At 37.5% G+C, this 24,554-nt stretch carries 28 protein-coding genes and 2 tRNA genes; 12 read left to right on the top strand and 18 right to left on the bottom strand.

The window, feature by feature from the left end; translation table 11 throughout:
* Window positions 1-127: 127 nt before the first annotated feature.
* From CRS_RS15635 to CRS_RS15610, 6 genes are all read left to right on the top strand, one after another.
* Window positions 128-703, top strand: coding sequence for a TerD family protein (locus CRS_RS15635; RefSeq protein WP_142724950.1), 576 nt, complete (start codon window positions 128-130; stop codon window positions 701-703).
* Window positions 704-730: 27 nt separating this feature from the next.
* A complete protein-coding gene (locus CRS_RS15630; RefSeq protein ID WP_142724949.1) occupies window positions 731-1,408 on the top strand; it encodes a TerD family protein in 678 nt (225 codons plus the stop codon).
* Between the two features lie 82 nt (window positions 1,409-1,490).
* Entirely contained in the window at window positions 1,491-2,129 is a 639-nt protein-coding gene (locus CRS_RS15625) for a VWA domain-containing protein (RefSeq protein WP_142724948.1), read from the top strand.
* Window positions 2,130-2,146: 17 nt separating this feature from the next.
* Entirely contained in the window at window positions 2,147-3,190 is a 1,044-nt protein-coding gene (locus CRS_RS15620) for a TerY-C metal binding domain-containing protein (protein WP_142724947.1), read from the top strand.
* Window positions 3,191-3,240: 50 nt separating this feature from the next.
* On the top strand, window positions 3,241-4,467 hold the full coding sequence (locus CRS_RS15615) for a PP2C family serine/threonine-protein phosphatase (protein WP_172617092.1): 1,227 nt from the start codon (window positions 3,241-3,243) through the stop codon (window positions 4,465-4,467).
* 5 nt (window positions 4,468-4,472) lie between these two features.
* A complete protein-coding gene (locus CRS_RS15610; protein ID WP_142724945.1) occupies window positions 4,473-5,984 on the top strand; it encodes a helix-hairpin-helix domain-containing protein in 1,512 nt (503 codons plus the stop codon).
* Between the two features lie 93 nt (window positions 5,985-6,077).
* Here the strand turns inward: CRS_RS15610 and CRS_RS15605 are convergent, their stop codons facing one another.
* The 6 genes from CRS_RS15605 to CRS_RS15580 all read right to left on the bottom strand — a co-directional run bounded on the left by CRS_RS15605 (window position 6,078) and on the right by CRS_RS15580 (window position 10,820).
* Window positions 6,078-6,518, bottom strand: coding sequence for an N-acetyltransferase (locus tag CRS_RS15605; protein ID WP_142724944.1), 441 nt, complete (start codon window positions 6,516-6,518; stop codon window positions 6,078-6,080).
* A gap of 15 nt (window positions 6,519-6,533) precedes the next feature.
* Complete coding sequence (locus CRS_RS15600; protein WP_142724943.1) at window positions 6,534-7,055, bottom strand: 3'-5' exoribonuclease domain-containing protein; 522 nt, start codon at window positions 7,053-7,055, stop codon at window positions 6,534-6,536.
* Between the two features lie 204 nt (window positions 7,056-7,259).
* Window positions 7,260-8,459, bottom strand: coding sequence for a tyrosine--tRNA ligase (tyrS, locus tag CRS_RS15595; RefSeq protein ID WP_142724941.1), 1,200 nt, complete (start codon window positions 8,457-8,459; stop codon window positions 7,260-7,262).
* 473 nt (window positions 8,460-8,932) lie between these two features.
* Window positions 8,933-9,523 (bottom strand): NAD(P)H-dependent oxidoreductase, encoded by a 591-nt coding sequence (locus CRS_RS15590; protein WP_142724940.1) that lies wholly within the window; start codon window positions 9,521-9,523, stop codon window positions 8,933-8,935.
* A gap of 204 nt (window positions 9,524-9,727) precedes the next feature.
* Entirely contained in the window at window positions 9,728-10,222 is a 495-nt protein-coding gene (locus CRS_RS15585) for a GNAT family N-acetyltransferase (protein WP_142724939.1), read from the bottom strand.
* Entirely contained in the window at window positions 10,200-10,820 is a 621-nt protein-coding gene (locus CRS_RS15580; RefSeq protein WP_142724938.1) for a TetR/AcrR family transcriptional regulator, read from the bottom strand. Before CRS_RS15580 ends, CRS_RS15585 begins: the two co-directional genes overlap by 23 nt.
* Window positions 10,821-10,918: 98 nt before the next feature.
* Here CRS_RS15580 and CRS_RS24765 point away from each other — a divergent pair, with 98 nt between their 5' ends.
* Together CRS_RS24765 and CRS_RS15575 are read left to right on the top strand one after the other, a co-directional pair.
* Window positions 10,919-11,053 (top strand): hypothetical protein, encoded by a 135-nt coding sequence (locus tag CRS_RS24765; RefSeq protein WP_262711793.1) that lies wholly within the window; start codon window positions 10,919-10,921, stop codon window positions 11,051-11,053.
* A complete protein-coding gene (locus CRS_RS15575) occupies window positions 11,053-11,412 on the top strand; it encodes a hypothetical protein (protein ID WP_142724937.1) in 360 nt (119 codons plus the stop codon). Before CRS_RS24765 ends, CRS_RS15575 begins: the two co-directional genes overlap by 1 nt.
* Before the next feature lie 81 nt (window positions 11,413-11,493).
* Here CRS_RS15575 and CRS_RS15570 read toward each other — a convergent pair whose 3' ends face one another.
* Window positions 11,494-13,866, bottom strand: a complete 2,373-nt coding sequence (locus CRS_RS15570; RefSeq protein ID WP_142724936.1) for an outer membrane beta-barrel family protein — start codon at window positions 13,864-13,866, stop codon at window positions 11,494-11,496.
* A 136-nt stretch (window positions 13,867-14,002) separates the two neighbouring features.
* Here CRS_RS15570 and CRS_RS15565 point away from each other — a divergent pair, with 136 nt between their 5' ends.
* Both CRS_RS15565 and CRS_RS15560 read left to right on the top strand, forming a co-directional pair.
* Window positions 14,003-14,578 (top strand): Crp/Fnr family transcriptional regulator, encoded by a 576-nt coding sequence (locus CRS_RS15565; RefSeq protein WP_142724935.1) that lies wholly within the window; start codon window positions 14,003-14,005, stop codon window positions 14,576-14,578.
* A gap of 59 nt (window positions 14,579-14,637) precedes the next feature.
* Entirely contained in the window at window positions 14,638-15,657 is a 1,020-nt protein-coding gene (locus CRS_RS15560; protein WP_142724934.1) for an NAD-dependent epimerase/dehydratase family protein, read from the top strand.
* Window positions 15,658-15,667: 10 nt separating this feature from the next.
* Here CRS_RS15560 and CRS_RS15555 read toward each other — a convergent pair whose 3' ends face one another.
* Window positions 15,668-16,291: a hypothetical protein gene (locus tag CRS_RS15555; RefSeq protein ID WP_142724933.1), complete on the bottom strand. Its 624-nt coding sequence runs from the start codon at window positions 16,289-16,291 to the stop codon at window positions 15,668-15,670.
* A 193-nt stretch (window positions 16,292-16,484) separates the two neighbouring features.
* On the opposite strand from CRS_RS15555, the gene CRS_RS15550 reads away from it, so the two are divergent.
* Window positions 16,485-17,048 (top strand): TetR/AcrR family transcriptional regulator, encoded by a 564-nt coding sequence (locus tag CRS_RS15550; RefSeq protein WP_142724932.1) that lies wholly within the window; start codon window positions 16,485-16,487, stop codon window positions 17,046-17,048.
* Between the two features lie 39 nt (window positions 17,049-17,087).
* Complete coding sequence (locus tag CRS_RS15545; protein ID WP_142724931.1) at window positions 17,088-18,491, top strand: MFS transporter; 1,404 nt, start codon at window positions 17,088-17,090, stop codon at window positions 18,489-18,491.
* Between the two features lie 84 nt (window positions 18,492-18,575).
* Here the strand turns inward: CRS_RS15545 and CRS_RS15540 are convergent, their stop codons facing one another.
* The 10 genes from CRS_RS15540 to CRS_RS15495 all read right to left on the bottom strand — a co-directional run bounded on the left by CRS_RS15540 (window position 18,576) and on the right by CRS_RS15495 (window position 24,544).
* Entirely contained in the window at window positions 18,576-19,853 is a 1,278-nt protein-coding gene (locus tag CRS_RS15540; RefSeq protein ID WP_142724930.1) for a serine hydrolase, read from the bottom strand.
* An 81-nt stretch (window positions 19,854-19,934) separates the two neighbouring features.
* Entirely contained in the window at window positions 19,935-20,666 is a 732-nt protein-coding gene (locus tag CRS_RS15535; protein ID WP_142724928.1) for a bifunctional 2-polyprenyl-6-hydroxyphenol methylase/3-demethylubiquinol 3-O-methyltransferase UbiG, read from the bottom strand.
* A 234-nt stretch (window positions 20,667-20,900) separates the two neighbouring features.
* Window positions 20,901-21,314, bottom strand: a complete 414-nt coding sequence (locus tag CRS_RS15530) for an SRPBCC family protein (protein WP_142724927.1) — start codon at window positions 21,312-21,314, stop codon at window positions 20,901-20,903.
* Window positions 21,315-21,316: 2 nt separating this feature from the next.
* The gene (locus CRS_RS15525; protein WP_142724926.1) at window positions 21,317-21,820 is read right to left on the bottom strand and encodes an SRPBCC domain-containing protein; all 504 of its coding nucleotides are present in this window, start codon (window positions 21,818-21,820) and stop codon (window positions 21,317-21,319) included.
* Between the two features lie 68 nt (window positions 21,821-21,888).
* On the bottom strand, window positions 21,889-22,209 hold the full coding sequence (locus CRS_RS15520; protein WP_142724925.1) for a helix-turn-helix transcriptional regulator: 321 nt from the start codon (window positions 22,207-22,209) through the stop codon (window positions 21,889-21,891).
* 156 nt (window positions 22,210-22,365) lie between these two features.
* Entirely contained in the window at window positions 22,366-22,566 is a 201-nt protein-coding gene (locus CRS_RS15515) for a YqaE/Pmp3 family membrane protein (RefSeq protein WP_228451271.1), read from the bottom strand.
* Between the two features lie 27 nt (window positions 22,567-22,593).
* Window positions 22,594-22,977 carry a tetratricopeptide repeat protein gene (locus CRS_RS15510; RefSeq protein ID WP_142724923.1) on the bottom strand — a complete coding sequence of 128 codons (384 nt, stop codon included), beginning with the start codon at window positions 22,975-22,977 and terminating at the stop codon, window positions 22,594-22,596.
* Window positions 22,978-23,071: 94 nt separating this feature from the next.
* A tRNA-Lys gene (locus CRS_RS15505) sits at window positions 23,072-23,144 on the bottom strand.
* Between the two features lie 4 nt (window positions 23,145-23,148).
* Window positions 23,149-23,223, bottom strand: a tRNA-Lys gene (locus tag CRS_RS15500).
* A gap of 10 nt (window positions 23,224-23,233) precedes the next feature.
* Window positions 23,234-24,544 (bottom strand): hypothetical protein, encoded by a 1,311-nt coding sequence (locus CRS_RS15495; RefSeq protein WP_142724922.1) that lies wholly within the window; start codon window positions 24,542-24,544, stop codon window positions 23,234-23,236.
* Between the last annotated feature and the right edge of the window lie 10 nt (window positions 24,545-24,554).

Below are 24,554 nucleotides of genomic sequence, written 5' to 3'. Positions count from 1 at the left end.
TAATTGGACCTTTTTTATATAATGTGGCTTAAATGGGCTGTATGGAATATTTTTTAATAAATAAATTTGGTTAATTCGTAAATCAAATCTATCTTAATGCAAAAAATAATTCATAATATAAGACACTATGGCAATTAATCTACAGAAAGGGCAAAAGATTGAAATAGGATTGACGAAAATGACTATTGGACTAGGCTGGGATCCCAATGAAGGAACCGGCTATGATTTTGACCTGGATGCTTCTGCAATCATGATTGATTCTGACAGAAAATTAGTAAGCGAAGAATATTTTGTTTTTTACAATAATCTGAAATCTCCGGATGGTGCCCTTACTCATACAGGTGACGATCCCAATGGTAAAAACAGTGATGGTGATGATGACGAAGCAATCGTTATAGATCTTGATAAAGTAGATTCAAGAGTGGAAGAGATTCTTTTCGTGGTAACCATAGAAGACTTTGAAAGAAGAAGACAGAATTTCGGGCAGGTAAGAAACTCTTACATCAGAGTTGTGGATAACCATTCAAACCAGGAAATAGCAAAATATGAACTGGATGAAGATTTTTCTATCGAAACGGGAGTGGAATTCGGAAGACTTTACAAAAGAAACGGAAGCTGGAAGTTTGAAGCCTCAGGAATAGGATACAGAGCAGACCTTGGCTTCTTCCTTGAAAAGTACTATAAGGGACAGATTATCAAATAACATCATCAAATACACAAAACGATAACTATGGCAATTAATTTACAGAAAGGACAAACGATAGATTTAAGAAAGAATGACCGCGGTGAAAGCGTTTATGATCTTTCAAAAGTGACCATCGGTTTAGGATGGGATGTAAGAAAGCAAGGGGGAGGATTCTTCGGTAAACTGTTCAGTAAAGAAGCTGAATACGATCTTGATGCAGTAGCTTTTCTTTTAGATGGAAATGGTAAAGTGGCTAATCTGGGAAGAACAGTACAGACCAACGATGGAAGACAAATGGGGCTTTACCAGGGAGATGTGGTTTTTTTTAATTCTATGCAGCATCCCAGCGGGAATGTATGGCTTACAGGAGACAACAGAACCGGAGCAGGTGATGGGGATGATGAGCAGATCATTGTAAGACTGGATCAATTGGATCAGAGTTATCAGAAAATTGTATTTCTTGTTACTATTTATCAGGGAAGAACCAATAACCAGCATTTCGGAATGATAGAAAATGCATTTATCCGGGCGGTAGATGCTACAGGAAAGGAAATTACCAAATACAGTCTCTCCGGTGATTCAAGCATGAATGGAATGTGTGCAATGGTTTTTGCAGAAGCATACCGTCACAACGGAGACTGGAAATTCCGCGCAGTAGGAGAGCCGCATCATACAGATAATTTTATAGATATTCTGAGACAGCAGTACGCTTATTCTAACTAGATTCAATTTTTCAACTTACATAAAAGCCGGCTAGGAAGTCTCCGACTCCCTCCGCCGGCTTCAGAATTAATACTTGTCTATAATGAGCAGGAGATTATTAGCTTATTTTTTATTAGATACTTCGGGGTCTATGAACGGAGAGCCTATTCAGGCACTGAACAATGGTTTCAATGGCCTTATCAGTATGCTTCGCGCAGACCCGCAGGCGATGGACAGCTTACATTTAAGTGTCATTACCTTTGATAGAGAGGTTAAGAATATTATACCCTTAACAGATCTGGCAAGTTTTTATCCAATGGAAATTACCTGCCCGGATAGTGGGCCTACCCACACAGGAGCAGCTTTGGAAATGGTTGCTGAATTGGTGCAGAAAGACCTTGTAAAAGAATCTGCTGATACAAAAGGAGACTGGCAGCCTCTGCTTTTTATATTTACAGATGGTAAACCGTCGGATATTCAGAAATACAGACAGATGATCCCGGTGATCAGAGGACTGGAATTTGGGGCTATCGTAGGATGTGCAGCAGGTCCGAAAGCAGACGAACAGTTTTTGAAGGAACTGACGGATCATGTGGTAAAGCTTGATACTACCGATGCTATTACCCTTTCTTCCTTTTTCAGATGGGTGAGTTCTTCCATTACACAAGGGGGGCAGTCTCATAATACAGGAGAAAACATCACATTACCTCCGCCGCCATCGGAACTTAATATTATTATTTAAAAAATTGTCTTTACAGCATGAGAAGACTGCCTATTTATTTTTTAGTGGACATCTCCGAATCTATGGTAGGAGAACCTATTGAGCAGGTACAGGAAGGTATCGCCAATATCATCAGAGAATTAAAAAAAGATCCGTATTCACTGGAAACCGTTTATATTTCGGTGATAGGTTTTGCGGGAGAAGCAGAAGTAATTACTCCGCTTCAGGACATTATCAGCTTTTATCCGCCTAAAATTCCGATAGGGAGCGGTACATCACTTTCACAGGGCTTAATTAAGGTAATGGATTGTATAGACAGGGATATTATCAAAACCACTTATGAAAGAAAAGGTGATTGGAAACCTATTGTTTTCCTTTTTACAGATGGAGTGCCCACTGATGATGCCACCAAAGCCATTGAAAGATGGAATACCAAATACAATGGCAAATCCAATACGATCGCTGTATCTATAGGAGAAAATACCAATTATAAACTTCTCGGTTCTCTGGCAGAGAATGTTTTACTGTTCAATAATTCCGATGAGAATTCTTATAAAGAATTTTTCAAATGGGTTACAGATTCTATTAAAACTACCAGCCAGAGTGTAACAGAAGCAAAAAAAGAAGGAATCAATCTGTCTAAAATTGATGCTCAGATTCTGGAGAAAGTAGATCCTGAAATGCAGCAGAGATTTCCGGATAATAATTTTGTTGTCCTGAACGGGAAATGTCAGGAAACGGAAAAACTTTACCTGATGAAGTTTAAAAAGACATTTGCAGAATCCAGCATTCCGGGAATGGCTACAAGATATTACAGATTGGATGGTGCCTATAAAATTGACGAAAAAGCGTATTACAGGCTTTCTTCAAATCAGAAAACCCAACTTAAAATTAATATAGAAGAGCTGGATGGAGGCACTTCATGTCCTCACTGTGCCAATCCTATTGCATTGGCTACCTGCTCCTGCGGAGGAATTCACTGTTTAAGAGGAGAAGGATACAGTAAATGCCCATGGTGTGGAACTTCGGATTACTACGGATATTCCGGAGGAGGATTTGATATTAACAGAACTCTGGGCTGATGATGGGTAAATTTTTTCGGAAATCAGATGCTGAATCTAAACCAAAGACGATGGAACAAGCTCTTATCCATAAAGAAAAGGAGGAATTCAAAGATGCTCATTGGGTATTAAAGAATGCCAGTGCAAAGCAGTTCTATGAATTTCATCTTGACATGGAAGATTTTCCGAACATAAAAATTCAGAATATCAATGGTCTTGAAGAAACAGGACTTCGTTTTGAAAATAATATAATTTCGGGAATTCCGGTAATCAATAATATGTATCATCTGGAAGTTCAGTTTTATCATACTCATGATCAGAAGCAGGCTGAAACAAAGAAAATACAGCTGTTTGTAAACGCGGACCCGAAAGACCTGTGGAAAAATATTCCAAGCGATAAAAATGCTGCTTTTTATAAATCTGAAGAAGATGCATTCAAAGGCTCATTTTCAGACAGAAAAATTGTGGTAGCTTCCAAAAGAGGGCGATCTCATGCCCATGAAGGGAAATTTCGGGAAGATGATTTTGCCGTGCATACACTTCCTTCAGATTGGAATATTGTTTCTGTTTCAGATGGAGCGGGCTCGGCTGCAATGGCAAGGGAAGGTTCAAGACTGGCAACGGTAACGATCAATGAATTTTTCAGCTCACAGGAGACTGTCAACAAGATTGAAGAGTATATCAACCATTTGTATGCAGTTCAGGCTTCTGATGAAAATCAATCGGAAGCTGAGCAGAATATCAAAAATATTTTATCAGAAAGTGTTTTACATGTTTATCAAAGGTTGGAAAAAACGGCATCAGAAAATGCTCTCTCTGTAAGTGATCTGCATGCCACGCTGATTTTTACTTTACTTAAAAAGTTTAGTTTCGGGTATGTAATCCTTAGTTTTGGAGTAGGAGATTGCCCGATTAATCTTATCAATCCTGATTTTTCTGAAGTGAAACTTTTGAATCTGATGGATGTAGGTGAATTTGGCGGTGGTACCCGCTTTATTACGATGAAAGAAATTTTCAATGATCAAATAGCTTCCCGCTTCAGAATTACCTGTATAGAAGATTTTGCCTATCTTGTATTGATGACCGATGGTATTTATGATGCTAAGTTTGCAACAGAAAATAAACTGGAAGATACCGATAGCTGGAAAACGTTTTTTGAAGACCTGGCCGGAAATAATGATGACCGTACAAAAACAGACTTTATCAATGATGAAAAAATTGATGAAGAACTTTTAATCTGGAGCGATTTCTGGAGCAGAGGAAATCATGATGACCGTACATTGGCAATAATCTATTAAGACCCATGAAAAAGACCATTAAGGTTGTTTCTGTCCTGGATACAGCCAAATCCTATGAATATGTAGATGAAACCCCTATCCGGGGGGGGATGAAAGATGTTTATTTTTCGCCTGATAAAGACTATGTAGTCGCTTTCTACCGGAATCCGCTGGATGAAGGACAAAAAGAAAGGATCATGAGAATTGTTTCTATCTACCTGCAGAGTATACAGAACGGAAATGCTTCCGAATACTTTTTGAACGAAATATTCCGATGGCCTTACGATATTGTTGAAAAAAATAATCTTACAGGAATTGTGGTTCCTGTTTATCACCATAAATTTTATTTTGCCAAAGGATATATCGGTTCGGATAATATCCAGGGACAGGATAAAGTGGGGAAGTGGTTTACTGCTCCTATGTTCAGAAATCAACAGTATCCCCTGAGACTGGACCAGTCGGAACTGGGAGATTGGCTGAGCTATTTTCAGATCGCGATCAATATCAGCAGAGGAGTAAAAAAGCTGCATCAGATGGGGCTGGCACACTCAGATTTATCCTATAATAATATTCTGGTAGATCCCGTTACAAAATCTGCCTGTATTATTGATATTGACGGTCTTGTTGTTCCCAAATTGTTTCCGCCGGAAGTAATAGGAACTGCAGATTTTATCGCCCCTGAAGTTTTAAAGACAAAACACTTAAGCCTTCAGGACCCAGGCCGGCATTTGCCTAATCAAAAAACAGATCTGCATGCCCTTGCAGTGTTGATTTATATGTATCTGCTGAGAAGACATCCTCTCCGTGGAGACAAAATTTGGGATCTGGATTCTGAAAAAGATGAAATCATCTCAATGGGAGAGAAAGCATTATTTGTAGAACATCCAAAAGACCCTTCCAATCAGGTAAAAGCGGATCATCTCAGAAAATGGGATGCTTTCTGGGGAGATCCTCAGAAAATTCCTTATACGGTTACGGGTCCTTATATTTCGGAATTGTTCCGGAAAACATTTATAGAAGGATTGCATGACCCGATCAGACGTCCTACAGCCAATGAATGGGAAACCGCTTTACTGAAAACGGTAGACCTGATCCAGCCCTGCCATAATTCCGGCTGTACTGAAAAGTGGTATGTCTTTGACAATACCAGCAATCCGAAATGCCCGTTCTGCGGGACACCTCATCAGGGAACATTACCGGTTCTGGATCTGTATTTTAAATTTGATGATGAGGTATGGAAACCGGAAAATCACAGATTGATGGTCTATCATAATCAGTATCTGTTCAAATGGCATGTTTCCAGAAAGATTATAAGAAACGAAAATCTGACCATGCAGGATAAAATGCCTGTAGGCTATTTCACCTTCCACCAGGGAAAATGGGTATTGGTAAACCAAAGCTTATCCGGAATGAAAGATATCACAGAGCAGAAAGAAATTCCGCCAGGTTCTATGGCAGAACTCACAGATGGTAAAAAAATATTACTTTCCGCAGAAGAAGGGGGGAGACTGATCTATGTGACCATAGCCAATCAATAAGCTGTTATTATATTAATAGAAACGGACTTTAGCCCGTTTAATCAAAGGAAAAATCAACGGCTTTAGTCAAAAACTTAAATATGCAATTTTCAATTATTGCCTTTCAGTTTCCATAAAATAAGAATGCTTGTCTTCTCCTACAATTTTAAAGCCCAGGCTGCTGTAAAGATGCTGTGCCTTATTGGTTTTTAAGACACTTAATGATACCGTTTTTCCTGCTAATGAAGCTTCCTCCAGGATATCAGACAAAATCCTTTTTCCAAGCCCTTTACCTTGCTGGCCGGGATCAATCTGAAGCTGCAGGACTTCAATGTTGGTAAATGTTCTGTCTATTTTTAACAGTCCTATGGGGTGATTGTCTAAAAGAATAATGTGGGCTTTATCAAACTCATGAAGAACTCTTTGCAGGGTTGTTTCCCTGTCAGTAGAAAGTCCGGAAGTTTCATAGTGGGGATTCATGGTTTTCATTCTGAGAGCCAGAAGAAAATCAAGATCCGTTTCATCAGCTTTTTTGTAACGCAGGTCAGGAATCATAGTTAAAAAGTGTTTTTATTTTAATGCAATTTTCAGTCCCATTTCTTCTTTCATATACAGCAAAACCTCAGCATTTCCTCTGGCATCATCTACTGGATTATGGGTGTGTTCAGTCTTGCGAAGATGTTTCCATTGGGCAAAAGTATCCTTTTCCAATCCGCAGTAAAGATCAGAAAGCCTTCTGGATGAAAAGCCAAAAGGGTTTCGTCTGATAAAATGATGAAAATACCAGCAGATGAACATCCAGTCGAAACCATTATTATCACTGATAAAAATAGGTCTGCCTTTGGAATTCGTTTTAATCCATTCTTCGAAGGCAAGCATTACTTTTTCAGGATCATCGAAACTCATCGTTTCTTCTCTGCTGAACCCAGAAACTGCTAAGGCCTCCGGATTGAATTGTTCAGAAATCGGTTTCAGTTTTCCATAAAAGGTAGTGTCCAGCTCTTCATTGACGAGTACTGCCCCGAAACAGACCATTGAAAAATCACCCGGAATCGGTCCGTCCGATTCTATATCAACCATGATGTAGCTCATTGGAAATAGTTTTTAACATGACGAAGATATTGAAATAAGCTGAAGAATGGAAGGGGAAAAAAGGAAGCTGGAAGTTACTTTTTATGTTGTAAAGAATCTTTGTATTTTTTAATTCAATAAATACTTTCAAAAATATCTCAATCAAAATATTCATAAGTTCCCCGTCCTAAAAAATCTCCCTCTTCCCTCTTCTGGCTTCCATCCTTATATCAACTCAAAAAAGCCTCTTCTCCCGACTTTTATTTTTGTTCCGGGGATCATTTCCATTTCTTCATTAAGGTCTGTTATTTTAGTATTATTGATCTGAATTCCCCCGCTCAGAATCAGTCTCCGGATAGCAGACTTGCTGAGGTCATTTTTGAGATGATGACAAAGTTCAACAATAGAAATCCTGCTGTCTGTACTTGCCAGGGAATCAATTGTAACAGGCTGATATATTTTCTCTTCAAAATTTTTATTCTGAAATTGACTGATAAAGAATTGTTCCGCCTGTTCTGCCGCAGTTTTATCGTGGTATTGTGTAACGATATTCTTCGCAATCAATTTTTTGATATTCATTGGATTTTCACCTTCTGTCATTCTGGAAACAAGAGTTACCTTTTCCTCCATGGAGAAATCGGTGATCAGGTTGATGAATTCCTCAATTAAGACATCCGGAATAGACATAGTTTTACCAAACATTTCATTAGGTTCGTCCGTAAGTCCGATAATATTGTTCAGAGATTTACTCATTTTTTCTTTTCCGTCAAGGCCTCTTAGCAATGGCATACACATTATAATCTGGGCAGGCATCCGGTGAACTTCCTGAAGCTGTCTTCCCATAGTACAGTTGAAAAGTTGATCTGTACCTCCCATCTCAATATCACATTTTATTTTTACTGAATCAAAACCCTGAAGAATAGGATACACCAGTTCATGCATAGCTATAGAAGTATTCTCTGTGAACCTTTTATTAAAATCATTACGCTGCATCAATTGGGCAACAGTAACCTTTGAAAGCAGTTGGATCACCTCAGAAAAATCAAGTGCGTCCAGCCATTCGGAATTGAATACAATCTTTGTCTTCTTAACATCAATTATTTTGGAAAGCTGATTGATGTAAGTCTGTGCATTATGCTTTACATCTTCCGTACTCAAAGGTTTTCTTGCTTTATTTTTTCCGGTAGGATCACCAATTCTTGCCGTAAAACTTCCGACAACGATGATAATCTGATGCCCCAGATCCTGAAACTGCTTCAGTTTTTTCAATACCACTGCATGTCCCAGATGAAGATCCGGAGCGGTAGGATCAAATCCCAGTTTGACAGATAGTTTTCTGTTTTCTTTTTTTGCCTGATTAAGTTTTTCTTCGAGGCCGTTTTCAGGCAGGATGATGGCCACATTTTCTTGTAATGAATCAATCATGTTGAATAGTTTTAAAATGAAAAAGCCCGGACAGGTACTGTCCGGGCTCTATATATTATAAGTTAGATTATTATTGGATTACAGATATAGAAAGTCTTCCCGAACGATAGCCCGGAGTGTAATATTCACTGAAGAATGGAAGACGTAATATACTGTTCAGATGTTTCATTGTGATGCCAATATACAGAAATTTGCTGTAAATCCAATATTTAAACCATTAAGACGCATTGCAGGGTTATAACAAGATTTGTTTTAAAAAAAACTTAACCATCCATCAGTCTTAATGGCTTAAAATAATGGTTCAAAACAATTTTACTTGCGATTTCTGAAGCTAATTTCATGCCACAAATTGGTTAACAATAAAATAGAAGATCAGGATGTAAAAAACTGTATTTTATTATTTTCCTGAGTTGCTTGTATAAGGTCAATAAGACAGGACTTATGCCCTGTTTCCAATGCATGTTTATAAAAAATTAATAATTAAGTACCTGCTCTGAATATAGATTTTTAATCTGGTCTCTCCATATGTCAAGATCCTCAGAAGAGGCTTTATCTGCTTTGTCAAAAAATAAATGTCTTATGATTTCCAGCCCGGAATAGATGAAAATTCCATGATCAGAAGTCAGGGAAAGGGCTTTATCCATTCCTGTACGCTCATATTCTTCAGATGATTTCCCATGAGTATTGATAATGACTGTTTTTTTACCTTTCAGAAGTCCCTTTTGTATCCCCTGATCATAACGGTATGCAAAGCCATAACTGAAAACACGGTCTACATAGCCTTTCATTACAGCGGGAAGTCCTGTCCACCAGATAGGATAAATGAAAGTGATCTGCTCGGCCCATGAAATATGGTCCTGTTCTGTCTTTACATCATCCGATACTTTTCCCATGCGCTGTCCCTGCATATCATTCAGGGAAAGGACAGGATTAAAACCGATTTGATAAAGATCTCTTACCACGATCTCCTGATTACGGGACCGGAGTGTTTCAACCACCGTGTTCATAAGATGATGATTTAAACTGTTTTCGTTGGGGTGCGTGTAAATAATTAAGTGTCTCATTGTTTTGATGATTTAGATTAACGAGACAAAAGTAGAGGGATGTGCTTTTCAAAAATTGTAAGAAAACGAAACGGGGTCTTTGGACTTTAGGTGGCAGTCCGGATTTTCAGAACAGCTTTCAATCATAAAAGTACGTTTTCGAATTCCTTTGGAACTGAAATTCTGATCACGTTATATACCGGTTGTAATTCCCTCATTCAAAAGTTAAGAAAGATTTTTTGCCATTTTATAATTGGTTAAAGCAATTCCTTTGATATTGACCTCTTGTTCCTGAATCACATGAAAGCCAATTCTCTCGAAAAACGGTCTTGCGGTCTTGCTTACATCAGCTGTTATCTGCATTTGATGATGCAATCGTACTTCTTTTTCAACTTCATTGTAAAGGATTGAGGCTATTCCTTTTTGCTGGTAATCTTTATGTACAAAGAGCATGTCTATATAATTTCCCTGATCAAGAGTACAGAAACCTGCGATCTGATTTCCGGATACTGCAACCAAAACATACTGATCTCTGATCACTTTTATCCATCTTTCTTTGTTGTCTGCTCCGGATTTCCATGCTTCGAGTTGATGCTGGTCATAGTCTTTTTTGCAGACTTCATCTATGCTCGTTTTGAACAAACTCAACATTTCCGGAAGATCAGTCTCGTTCCCTTTTCTGATCGTAATATTTTGGTTATCGGATATATTGTTGTTCATAAAGTTTTTGCTGTTCTTTATTGAGAAGTGGATAAAAAAGATTCATCTGAAGAAGTGTATAATGCTGTATTGCTTCCTGGGAGCTGAGTTTTAGAACAAGCCTGTTGTGGGTCAGCCAGTTGTCTGCAATAATAAAAATCTGTTCTGTAAGGCAGTCTACAACAAAATGAGGAATATCTTTCTTAAAAATATTGCTCTTCTGGAGATCTGAAAATATCAATTGAAACTCTTCTTTTCTGTTGAAATTAATGCCTTTATATCTAGATTCTATTTCAGGAATTTGATTCAGGATATCTATAAAACTGATGAATATAAAACGGTAGGAATAAAAAATTTCAGAAGTAGAAAACGTAAACTGAAAAAGATCTTCCAGGGTTTTATGTTCCTTTTTTTTCATCTGATTCAGAAGTTCATCCATTTTCAGGGTAAGCTCTGAGAAAAGAATTTTAATAATGTCTTCGGAATGCCTGAAATGATAATGCAGATTCCCTGCACTGATACTGAGCTCAGCTGCAATATGCCTGGTGGTAATATTATTATACCCTTTATCATTAAATAATTCCAGTGCTTTGGACAGAATCTTATCCTTGGTCTTCATAGTTCAAAGATAAGAATATAAGAGTGGATATAAATCATATTTTTAAAATTAGAGCAAATGTTCTAATTTAATATATTTGTACCATAAATCTTATCAAAATGGAAGGTAAACAAAAATTCGATTACGAATCAGCAGAAAATACTGGAAAAGAGAATAGAACAGATCCACAGGAAGTTATATCAAAAATACTGCAGGTCCTTCTTGGGATTATCATGGCAGTACTGCATATGTAATGGAAAAAAGAATTTCATACTGGTTTCTGCTGGGTCTGATTGCCTGGGGAATCATTATTCTGCTGAGGCGAAACGGAATCTTTATTCCTGTTATCAATGATTATTTTACAGATGGTATTACCGTTCCCATGTATTGCTACCTGATAGAGTACATCATGAATACTGTTTTAGGGTATCACTGGAAATGTGACCTGAAATTTGTACTGACTTCAGTACTTTATCTTTCTCTTCTGTTTGAAGTGCTTTGCCCTAGGCTATCCGGAGATTTTACAGGAGATTTTTCCGATGCACTTGCTTATTATACCGGAGGAATATTGTATTACTTTATAAAAGTGAGGCCTTTGATAGCCGGTAAATAAAAAGCCGGCATATCCAGATCTTAAGGAAACTGCCGGCAGTGTTATCGTTTTTATCCTGTTTTGGTAATAGATCTACAGGGCTTAGTTGCTGCCACCTGCCCGGTTTGATTCTTCAAATTTTACCTGCTTGGTAGCTCCTTTCACATTATTGTTCCCAAATTTATAAGTAAGAGAAAGGTGAACATTTCTGGTAATTCCTTTGTACTGAAAATCGATATTATAAGAAGGGTAATATTCTATTCCTTTTTCACGGTTGCTATTCAGAATATCGTTAAGATAGAGGTTAACCAGCAGTTTTTTTTCCATAAATGCCAGTTTCATACCCGTATACAATGAAGAACTGTTGTAATAATATGAATTTCCAACCCTGTTAGGAAGACTGCCCCAGAGTCCCAACATAAAAGTGACTGTTTTTTCTTTATTAAGGAAAAAGCTGTTGTCGATATTAAGATTGGCACTGTATCCGGCAGGAGCCGGCAGAATCTGGGGATCATAAGATTTGGATTTCGTATAATATCCGTTTACAAATACCGTAGATTCCAGCCATTTCAGCTTGTTGTAGTTATAGCTGATATTGATACCCGCCTGATCTTCATTGTAGAAGTTTTTGGCCACTGTATATCTGTAATCACCATCTACCATTTGGATCCTGTCCCAGTTGTCCTTATTGTAATTGTAATATAGGGTGATATTAAGATTATTGTTCAGCACATATCCAAATTCAAAATTATCTGAAAACGATGGTAAAAGATAAGGGTTACCTGTGCTGTATTCATACTCGGAAGTATAATATTTGAACGGATTCAGGTTACCAAAGTACGGACGTGAAATTCTTCGTGAGTAGTTGAGAGAGAATGAATGGTTTTCATTGGGCTTATAACTGATGTAAGCAGTAGGAAAAAATTTTCCATAATTGATCTTTGCAGAAGTATCATCATTCATGGAAATCCCCTCCAATGTGGTGTATTCATAACGGAGCCCGGCCTTTGCGTCCCATTTTTCACTGATTTTAAAATTGGTAGAAAAGTAAACGGCATAGTTCTCTTCATTATAAAAGAACGTATTGGTTCTGCCCGTGTTCAGGTCATACTGCCCGTTGTTGATATTGAAGAAATTAAATTCAGAATCATTTTTGATCTTAGTATATTTTATACCGGATTCTGTCTTGATTTTAGCAAAAGTTTTTTCAAGATCAGCCTGCCCTGAATAAATCCGGTATTTACTGATGGGATTGGCCATTGTAGAAATCGTTTCAGAAGTAATGGTATTGGAAAAATTTCTGGCATTGGAATTATTAAGCATCAGATTGGCCGTAATGTTTAGTTTACCTCCAGCACTGTCCAGTTTTGTTTCATAAAATGCTGTAGCGTTATGAACATCTCTGCTGTTCCGGTTCCTGAAATTGGAAAGGATATTCAGCAATCCTTCATCATTGAACCTTGCAGATTGGCTTTCTCCCTGTTCCAATGGATTACTGTGGGAGTAGTTATAATTGATTCCGATAAGATTTTTGTCATTGATCCTGTATTCTGCCTTTGCATTTCCTCCTTTATATTTGTAGTTATTAAGGTTTTGAGTATCCCGGTTCCAGTAATCATTACTGCTGTTGGCAGAAAGATAATTATATGTGGTGTAATACCAGTAATTATCCCCCACGGAAAGGTTGGTACTCAGAGACAGTTTTTCTCCCTGATAATTAAAAGTAGCCCCACTTCTTGCCGATACCGTGGGCCTGCCCCAGAAATAATTACCTGAAGTCTGGATAGATCCGTTCCAGCCCAGATTGGCGTTCTTCTTGAGAATAATGTTGATCAGTCCGCTTTTTCCTTCTGCATCATATTTTGCGGGTGGAGTGGTGATGACTTCAATTTTAAGAATATCATCAGATCGTAATGTTTTCAGATAATTGATAAGCTCCTGGCCATTAAGATTCAGCAGTCTGTCATTGATCATAACAGCAACATTACTTTTTCCGGCAATGCTTATCGCATCATCACTGGTTTTTACCATTGGTGTTTTGGCAAGTGCTTCTATGGCATCAATGCCCTGTGAGGCGACAGAATTTTCAACATTAAAGACCAGACGGTCTACTTTTCTTTCGAATAATTTTTTCTTTGCAGTAACGGTTACCCCTTCTATTTTCTGTTCGGCAACCGGTGCTTCCTTGATTTGCAGATCTTTTCTGTGCGTTCCCTTGACTGTAATTTTTTCACTATTGGTTTTTACCCCGTCTTTTATGACTTCAAATAAATATTCTCCGTCTTCTTTCAATGGAATTTTAAACATCCCTTTATCGTCTGTGATGGCTGAAAACTTCACCTCGTTTTTAGTAATCAGTACTTCAGTTTCCGTCGCCGGCTTATTGTCTTTGTCTGTGATCACCCCTTCAACACTCTGTGCAAAAATAAAAGATGAAGAAATAAGGCTTAAAAGAATAGTAATCTTCCGATTCATATTTTAGCTTTTTATACAAGACAATTATTCTGGCGGAGCTATTACATCTGGTGGTGAAGAATCTTTTTACTGTTCATCAGATATTGAGGTTTTATTTTGGTATTTTTGTATTTGACTCAACAGATATTTATTTTCAATGCACGACAAGCTTTTACAATATATCCGCTCAGGACATAAGTTTACCCAGGAAGAGGCAGAAGCGGTCAGACAATATTTTGAGCCTGTCACATTTTCAAAAAATACCATAGTAGAAGAAGCGGGTAAAGTTCCTTGTTATCTCTATTATATTGTGTCAGGGTATCTCCGTATTTTTTATACTGATCGTAATGGAAATGAAGTAACGACCCATATCAACTGCCCTCCGGGATTTTTTACTTCCTATCAGGATTTTATTAATGGTACTGTCTCCGAAAATAATGTGGAAAGTATCACAGATTCTGAACTTCTCAGAATTTCAAAAGATAACCTGGATGCTCTGATCAGAGAAAGCCAGGCAATGAAAGACTTCAGTATTTCGGTTTTTCAGCAGTCGATAGCCTATAATGAGAACCGTTCCAGAGAACTGTCAGTCCTAAATGCTGAGCAGCGCTATCTCAAACTTATGAAAGATTATCCGGAAATTATTCAGAATGTTCCTGTACAGTATATTGCTTCATTTTTAGGAATGAAGGCGGAAAGTCTCAGCAGGATCCGGAAAAAAATAATTAACTAACAAAAGTCAAGTGGTTCCGGTAAAGAGAAGGTGAACTTTGCTCCATTAAAATGAATGCAATGACAAAGAATAATGTAAGCCTTGTTTCCGGGGCAAACGGACATCTTGGAAATAATTTAGTCAGATTTTTATTGAAACAGGGAGTGCCGGTACGGGCTGCCGTAAGGAATATCAACAACAGAAAACCTTTCGAAGGGCTGAACTGTGAATTGGTTCAGGCTGATATAACAGATAAAGCTTCTTTTGTAAAAGCTCTGCAGGGAGTGGAAACCTTTTATTCGGTAGGGGCTGCTTTTAAATTATGGGCTAAAGATCCTAAAAAGGAAATCTATGATGTAAATATGCGAGGTACCCGCAATACCATCGAAGCAGCTGCAGAAGCGGGGGTGAAAAGAATAGTGTATGTAAGTTCTATTGCGGCGCTCGATTATACCCATCTCCCTACCAGAGAAAGTAATGGTTATAATTCTGACCGCAGGGATATGTATTATAATTCCAAGAATGATGGTGAAAAGTTAGCCTTTGAGCTGGCTGCAAAAATGGGTATAGAGCTGGTTTCTGTAATGCCATCTGCCATGATTGGCAGTGAAGCATTTTTACCGTTAAATGTTTCTTATGGAATACTGAAGCTTATCCTGAACAAAAAAATTCCTGTAGATACCAGAATTACACTGAACTGGATAGATGTGAAAGATGTTGCAGAAGGATGCTATCTGGCTGCTGAAAAAGGACGTTCTGGTGAACGTTATATTCTCGCCAATGAAAAATGTATGACTATTACTGATACGACAATTCTGGCCAACAGACTTTATCCGGAACTGAAGCTGGAAGTTCCACGTTCCGTACCTAAGGGAGTCCTGTTTGCCATTGCTGCCCTTATGGAATTTACAGCCAGGCTGAGCGGTAAGCCACCGGTCCTTACCCGAAAAGATATTGCCATGTTTTCAGGATTACAGCAGGATTTTGATATTTCTAAATCCCGGAATGAGTTAGGATTCAATCCTAAAGGCCCTGAAAAGGCTGTAAAAGAAGCATTAGATTATCTCATAAAAAATCCTGAAATGCTGAAAGAGGTCTGAAAAGCCTCTTTTATTGTTGTTCCAGTTTGATGATAGGACCTTTATAAAACCGGGTAAGATCATACAGATCAGTAAAATGATGCTGAAGATCAGGGATGATTTTACCATCAAATTCCTTCAGGCTGCATTGGTCTTCTGCAAGCAGGTATAAAGATTGATTATCCGGTTTCAGATATTCACAAAGTATATTATCCTGATGCTGTTCTTTATTGAGGATTTCTGTGAGAAAGATCCCATAGATCAGGAACTGATTAAAATTCCTGGAATCCACAATATAATTCATATCCTGCTTCAGGAGTTTTTCGTAATCAGAAAGAATCTGAAGAAAATTTTCCGCATGAACAGTTGTCGGAATTTCATAAAAAAGATCAATACCATTAATGAAAAGCTGTGTTTTGGCTTCTTCGTGATCCGAGGAATAAACTTTGGTAAACCATTGAAAAATAAGTAAGAGTTCCTCCTGAGTAAGTTCTTCAACAGAATCTTTTACTTTGTTTTTAATATTCTCAAGGGTATGTACTGCATCGGAAGGTAGGTGTTTCAGAATATTCTCTTCTTCACGGCTGAGCTTATTGTACAAATTAATTTTGGCAACAGTTGGATTGGTTTTGATGAAATACAGTTCTTCTGCCATAGTTATTTACCAGATAGTCTTTTAAAATGGTTATTTAAAGATACAAAATATGCCACAACTTTATTAAAAAAATAATATGCACTGAATGGTACGGATATTTTACTCTTTCATGTTGTACAGTAAAATTTTTTATCTGTATTAAAAAATAGATAGATTTATCTATTTTTTAACTAGATTTGTAAAAATTTTCAGGATGAAAAAAGAAAAAGTACGCGAAAGGATTATCAGGGTTGCTTCAGATTTGTTTTACAGGCAAGGCTATAATTCTACGGGAATCAATCAGATTATTGCAGAGGCTGATATAGCCATTGGTTCGCTTTACAACCATTTTTCCTCCAAAAATGATCTCCTGCAGGCTTATTTGATCAAAGAGGAAAACAATTGGTTTGAAGGATTTGAAAACAGTACATCCAAAATCTCAGATCCGAAAGAAAAACTTTTAGCTCTTATTGATTACAGGAAAAAACTGCAGCAGACTTCAAAGTTTGCCGGATGCCATTTCATTAAAATTGTTTCTGAAATAGGAGATAGTAATCCTTCTATATCCGGTTTTTCCCAACAGCATAAAGAGAAGCAAAAGAATTTGATTACAGCGCTTGTAAAAGAACATGGAATGCAAAAACAGATTTCAGACCCGGATTTGTTAGCAGAAAATATCTTTTTATTAATAGAAGGTGCTGTGGTTACCTCCACGATCAGAAGACAAAATGATTCTTTTGACCAGGTAAAAAAAATTGTTGAGGGATTATTGCCTTAATTTTTTTGATTATTTAAAAATAGATATATCTATATAAAAATGAAATATAAGTATTTGAAATTATTGGTGATACTGTTGGGGCAATTATTGACAATTATGGATATTTTTATCATCAATGTTTCCATTCCTTCTATCCAAAGGGATCTTCATGCCGATAACGGGGAAATTCAGTTTATGATTGCTGCCTATCTCATCGGATTTGCCTCTTGTCTGATTACCGGCGGCAGATTAGGGGATGTGTATGGGAGAAAGAAGATCTATATGATCGGATTGGCAGCTTTTATGTTGAGTTCAGCAGCTTGTGGAATCTCTGCCGATGCGGGCCAGCTGGCTGTTTCAAGGTTTATTCAGGGGGTAAGTGCTGCCATGATGGCACCACAGGTGCTTTCAATGATACAGATCCTGTTTCCAGATCATCGTGAACGTACGAAAGCGATGGGATGGTATGGGATTACCATTGGAACAGGAACTATTCTGGGACAGTTCCTAGGTGGATACTTTTCTTCCTTGACAATAATGGAAGAACCCTGGAGGCTTATCTTTCTGATGAATATTCCGGTATGTTTGCCAGCCATTTTTCTCAGTCTGAAAGTACTGAACGAATCCAAAATTCCGGTGAAACAGTCTTTTAATATAAGTGGTGTCTTAATGCTTTCTGCCGGATTGTTTTGTGCTGCCTACGCTTTAACCATGTCTGAACATGAAGGAATTCATTTCAAAAATGTTTCATTGATGATGATTTCAGTAATCATTATACTGGTTTTCATTAAAAACCAAAAGAAAAGAATCAAAAATGAACGTTCTTACCTGATTGATTTTAAATTATTCCGGTATAAAAATTTTAATCTTGGAATTGTGGCGGTTTCTTTCTTTTTCATCATGCTGGATTCTTATTTTTATATTCTGTCTGTTTTTTTTCAGAACGGATTAAAAATAAATCCGCTAAAAGCAGGTGAGATTATAGTATTTCAGGGATTGGGTTTTATACTGTCATCCATTATTTCTGTACAGCTCATTTTAAAATATGGAAAAAAAGCCATGGTCGCAGGGCTGGTCTTTATCATTATGATTCTGGTTCTTCAGCTGTTCTTATTCGAGAAACAGGCGGATTTTCTCTTTTTTTGTCTGCTGCTGTTTTTGCATGGGGTGGGAGTTGGTTCAATCATTCCTACGCTGGCCAATATTGCTTTATCCGGGATACCTGAAAAGCTGATAGGAAATGCATCCGGAGTATATAATACGTTTCAGCAGATCGCTGCCATCATTGGAATTGTTGCTGTGGGAAGTATTTTTTATTATTTTCTCGGAGAAAACCCTACAGTACAGCATTATCAAAAAGCTTTTTCTGTGACATTACTGATCAATATTCTCTGTTTGATTCTGGTCATTCTTTCAGTGTTTAAAGTTCCGGATCATGTTCTCCCGGAAATGGATAAAAAATAATATTGGGTTATTTCACAATTGCTGAATACTATTATAGATGTTCACGGGAATACTGTAATGTGATGTTATAAAAATCGATATGAATTACTGTATTTTTTTTGTATTTAATCTGACACCTGTTGAAATGATCATTAAGCGGTATTGCTGATCTTTATCACTCAAAAACTGATATCCATCCTCAGATTCTGGGTTATCAAAAAAAGAGGTCTGGGATTCCGGATAGATTTTGGTTCTCTCCCCATCTTTATCAAGAATATACAGGAAATGATTTTCCAGAATAACAGTAAAAACCTGTGACAGATCGGCTTCAAGGGCAAATTTTCCGGTGTATTGTTTGAGAATTTCATCAGATACTTCAATTGCTTTTCTGCTTACCTTCTGAGGAAAACGATAAGGCTGGCCATTCAAAAGGTTAATGATATCTTCAGTCACTTTCTGAAAAGGAATATCTGTGAAATTTGATGTAAAAATGAAGGTGATTCCCGATTTTAAATCCTGATAATAATAAACCCTGTAGCCTGGTCTGCCTCCAGCCTGCATCAATTGGCTGTTTTGTCCGAACATTTTAAGAGCAAGGTCCTTCCTGATATTTTTTCCGGAAGTAAGCTGTTGGCTAAAGTTGTATAAATCATCAATGGTCGAAAAATAATTTCCTGTTTCAAACCGGTTGATGCTGGTTTGGGGCACAGGAACAATTTTACCACCTTCAGCAGAAAATCCATAAGCGAAATCAGACAATGATTGGGAAGAATTAAACTCACCTGTATTTTTTAAATGGTATTTTTGGATGATTTCTTCCCGGATAAAATGCCAGTATCCCTTATCAGACAATTTGTCAATAAGATAGTGCAGAATAAAATATCCCACATTGGAATATAAGGTCTGGGTTCCAGGTTTGAACTGCAAAGACTCCTGCTTTGACAGCTCTATAGTCTTTTCAAGGCTGAGGTGATCATACTTTTCGTAATCTTTAATTTCTCTTGGAAGTCCGGACTGATGAAATAACAGATTTTCAATAGAAATTTTTTCTCCGTTTGGAAAATCAGGAATGTATTGATTAAGGTGATCTGACAGTTTAAGTTTTCCTTGTTCAACCAGTTTCAGTATTCCATATTTTACAAATATTTTTGAAACTGAAGCAATAATAAATTTACTGTTCTTATTGATCTGTAATGCCTTGTCTTCACCAGAAATATTATAGGTTTTGTCAAGAAGAACTTTATTGTCTTTAGCAACTTTTACATTTCCGTTAAAGTTTTTCAGATCTGTGAGGGCTGTAAAGTAATGATCAAGCTCTTTACTGTATTGTTGGGCTGAAAGGTTTAATGATATAAAAATGAAGAAAAAGGTCAAAAGCTTCATAATCTGTTATTTGTGATGGTACAAATATACATTTTAAACACTGACATCGTTTTAAGTTTATTGCCTTGCACCTTTTTCAAATTATTTTTCAACGGAGATCAACAGCATCATCGGTCTGCGAAGTTCTTCCTTCATTTCCGGAATTTCTTTCAGCATCTCCTGACTGGGCTCAGGTTCTGTGACCGCTTTGATTGTGAAGCCATTTTTTAATAAAGTATTTAAATATGATGTTAAAGTACGATGGTATTTGATAACATTTTCTCCCAAAAAAGTAGTATTCCTTTTACCTTCCAGAAAATAGCGGTTCACGGGCCAGCTGATTTTTTCTCCGTTTTTATCATATATCCAGTCCTGGCTTCCTTCTGCTGTAAAAACAGGATGTTCTACGGAGAAAATAAATGACCCGCCGGGAGTAAGCCATTGGTAAATATTATGGATCAAGCTATCGAATGATTCTACATAATGCAATGTGAGCGAACTCAATATAATATCAAATTTTTCAGCAGGATAATCAACATCTTCCAAAGCTTTCCTTTCATATTGAATTCCTGCCATATTGTTGATTTCTTTAGCTTTGGATAACATTCTTTCCGAAAGATCAATTCCGATTACGGATTCTGCACCATTTTCCATTGCATAACGGCAGTGCCATCCAAAACCGCAGCCGAGGTCAAGAATTTTCTTTCCTTTAAAATCAGGCAGCATATTTTTCAATGCATGCCATTCTCCGGCGCCCTCCAATCCGATCTGTGAACGGAGCATTTTTTCATACTGATCAAAAAATGCAGGATTGTCGTATTTATTTTCTTTCATAACTTCAAAAAATTGTGGTTCTTAATTAAAGTCATTTTGACTTTTTATTTAGCTTATCATTTATCCATGTCAAGGTTTTAAACCCTGACATGGATAAATGTTCTTTCTGATATTCAACTCAGATATTTCAGGCTTTGAAATGTAAATTTACAACAACAATATCAGAGTTCAGAGATTCCTGATACCTGAAAAGAAAAAGCTGAATGTAAAACATCCAGCTTTATAGCAATACTTTTAATTAGCTTCCGCATATTTTTTAAAATTATCAAGGATAGCCTGCCAGCCGCCTTTCTGCATTTCTTCAGGATTTTGGTTTTCTGGGTCGAAAGCTATATCCACATGGGTCTGTCCGTTATTTTCTTTAAAGTCAACATGTACCTGTCTTCCGTCAGGCATAGTATATGTAAAGCTTTTACCCTCATTTATTTCATTATAAACCGCTTCAAAGTCAAAACCGAAACTTCCGTCTTTTGCCTCCATTCTGGCGGCATATTTTCCTCCGACTTTCATATCATTGGAAGCAGAAGGACACTGCCATGAAGGGTCGGCGAAATTCCACCGGATGATATGCTCCGGCTGGTTGTAATAGTTCCATACTTTTTGTGCATCTGCATTGATGATCGCAGAGACTGTGATTTTGTGTCCCATTTTTATTGATTTAGTGTTAATAATAATTCGTCAAGTTTTTCCAGGGTAGCTATCATTCCCTGCTCCATACCCATTTCGATAATGGTTTCCAGATCAGTCAAAGATTGGTAGCTCACAATGGTTTCTACAAGAGTATTTTCATTTTTATCTGTGAAAGTTACCGTCCATTCTGCCTGAGGAAGAGTGGTGTTGATCTCTCCTTTTTCGTTACAGAAAGCATCGCTTGAAGTATAGGAATCAATAGGATTGATCTTATGATAGCTTACCCAGCCCCAATACTCTGTTCCATTGGGTTCTACCATAGCATAATGCCAATGTCCTCCTTCACGGAATTCCATTGATTTTGTTTTGGTGGTCAGTGGTTTCGGGGCAAACCAGCGGTCAAGAAGTTCGCTCTTTGTATAGCAGTCCCAAACCAGTGGTCGGCGGGCCATAAATTCACGTCTGATAGTCAGGGTGTTCTTTTCCTTGTCTGCAAGAAAATCGAACTGAAGATGATGTTTCATAATAGTATTTTTATAGTTTGTTCTGGATTAAAATGTTGAAAAACCTTTGGTTTTTATGGGGTTAAATTTTATTTCTGCTGGCTTTTAAGTGTTGCCAGTAAAGTGTCAAGCTGCTCGAAACGGCTTTCCCAGATCTTTCTGAACTGTTCCAGCCAATGATCTATTTCCTTCATTTTATCAATTTCTAACAGGTAATAAATTTCTCTTCCCTGGTGATTTTGAGTTACCAGTTCGCACTCCGTCAGGATTTTCAGATGCTTTGAAACAGCCTGTCTTGTGGTGTCAAAATGCTCTGCAATGGCATTGGGTGTCATTGCCTGTACAGCGATCAGCGCAATGATGGCCCGGCGTGTGGGATCAGCTATAGCCTGAAAAATATCTCTTCTCATAAACAATGATTTTTAAATGAAACCATATGGTTGCAAATATATGCGCAACTTTTCGGTTTCGCAAATTTTTTTTGAAAAATTTACAAATCAGAAATTAAAAAATGATAAAATAAATTGCGTAAATATTTTACAATCAGAAGTTTAGGTGTTGAAAAGTTATTTTTTGTTTTGCCTCATGGCTTTAATCAATTTGTCGGTTCGCTTATCAGCTCTTTCATTTTGTAAAGAAAGCACAGCCCATATTGCGGCAGGGAGCCAGCCGATCAGAGTGATCTGTAAAATCAGACAGATAATTCCTGTAAAAATTTTTCCACGGACAATAAAAGATAAGAAGGGAAGTAAGATAGCCAGTAACATGATTTAAGTTTTAATTGAACTGATTTTTTAACGCGATTGAGGATCAAAATAGGCTTTAAAAGTAAGAGGATCTTCCGTTTTATCCTCGGCTTCTTCAAGGTATTCCAGATACTCTTCCTGATGTTTTCCCATATAAACAAGCACAATGGAAAGGTTGATAAACAGGTTTTTGTCTTTAGAACCCAGACTTAATGCCGTCTTTAAGTACTCCAGAGCTTTTTCATTCTCACCCATATCAGAATAAACAGCACCCATATTGATTAAAGCTGAAGTATTTTCAGGCTCAATAAGAAGAATTTCTTCCAGCTCTCTGACCAGCAGATCGTTCAAAGCATCCCAGTGATCTTCATTTTCCCATCTTTTAGCCTGAAGTTTTTTTACGTTTTCTAATCTTAGTGTTATCCTGTTCATTATTAAAAATTAGAGAATGGATGTTTTCTTTGCTATACCAATTAAATTTCTACTGGTAGAACATTCATTTACCATCTTTCGTTGTATTAATTAGGTCTGATAACAGGGCTCGAACCTGTGTCCTCCCGGTCCAAGAGCCGGGTGCTCTGCCACTGAGCTATATCAGATATCAGGATAGGTGCAGGGCTCGAACCTGCGTCAACCCGGGTGAAGAGCCGGGTGCTCTGCCACTGAGCTAACCTATCCTTTATTTTTTTCAGATTTTTCCTGAAAAATATTTATTCTGTTTTAAAACCTTTGCTAAAAAAGGATTTGAAACCGTTACACCATGCACCAGTTCAGGAGTGGGCCTGAATGGGCTTACTCCATGAGTACGGGGTGCAATCCATCCTGACTTTTCAGGATCTAAGCCAGCTTTTTTACAAGCATTGACAATGGTTTCCTTATTACAGAAAACTTTTTCCTGAAAAACTTCCCACGGCAAAGGTACATTATTCCATACTTCTGTGTTGGGATCAATCTTACCACCGGAAGACAAGTGCCATGCAATAACATCAGCAGCCATCAGACGCATCACTTTCCCAAAGCAAAGATCATCAAGAACAGAATCGAGCCCTAAGGCATAAATCAAATTCATCCAGTTATCTCTGGCTTTATTCCAGGCTCCGGCGGTATTATTCCAGGTGGTGGAATCATTCCCTTTTTTGACAGCCATGGTTTTCCGGTAGATATCATTTTCATTCCAAAGTGTTTCCAGAAATTCTGAAATTTCTTCAAGAATAACAGTCCATCTTCCTAATAAATTCCCTTTCTGTTCATCTGTCAAATGCTGTAAAACTTCTTTAGAGGAATAGATATAGGAAATAGCTGACCAGTTTGTTTCTGACGGATTTTGTTTGCATCGGCTGAAAAGCATCTCACATATTTCATCGAAAGGTCTGTCCTGGCTTTGATTGGTAAAGGTGCTTCTCAGATTGCTGCGCGCATTGAAGTAAGCGATAAAGCAGGCTGTATTCAGATCACCGGAAAAATCTTCAAAACTGATCGTGTGAGAAAGACCGTGCTTGGCCATTTTCTGAAACTCAATTTTTTTTGATTCTTGAATAAATTTCTGGAGTCTGATCTCAATCCGTTTAAGCAATCTCCATTTTTTATTGTAATTCCGCTTGGAAATATCCAGTCCGGCCAACTTCCTCAGATCTCTGTTAAGGCGATCACTTCTGAAATCATTTTGTCCTATATTTTTGTGAATAATCGGGGACACTTCTTTTAGAAAAGCTTCAATTTCATCTACATTGTTATACCCTGAATTTTCTTTTTCATTGATTTTAAAAATCTCAGTCGCTTTTTTGATCTGCTTTCCTGCTCCGATGGCTGTTCCAAAAGTTTCCAGCATCGAGGTATATCCATAGAAATTTTTATTCAGCGAAAGGTTGGCTGCTTTAGTTAAAATAGCATGTTCCTGAATTTTCAGATCGCTTTTCAAAACATCAACGATCATTTCTGCAACATCTTCTGGACGTCTGCGTTCATCTAAGGTTGTATAAAGCTGGGTGATTATGGTCATAAAGACAAAG

This window comes from Chryseobacterium sp. ON_d1 (assembly GCF_006829085.1).
GTDB lineage: Bacteria > Bacteroidota > Bacteroidia > Flavobacteriales > Weeksellaceae > Chryseobacterium.
Note: the sequence above shows the minus strand (reverse complement) of the source record. Positions and strands in the feature narration are given on the sequence as shown.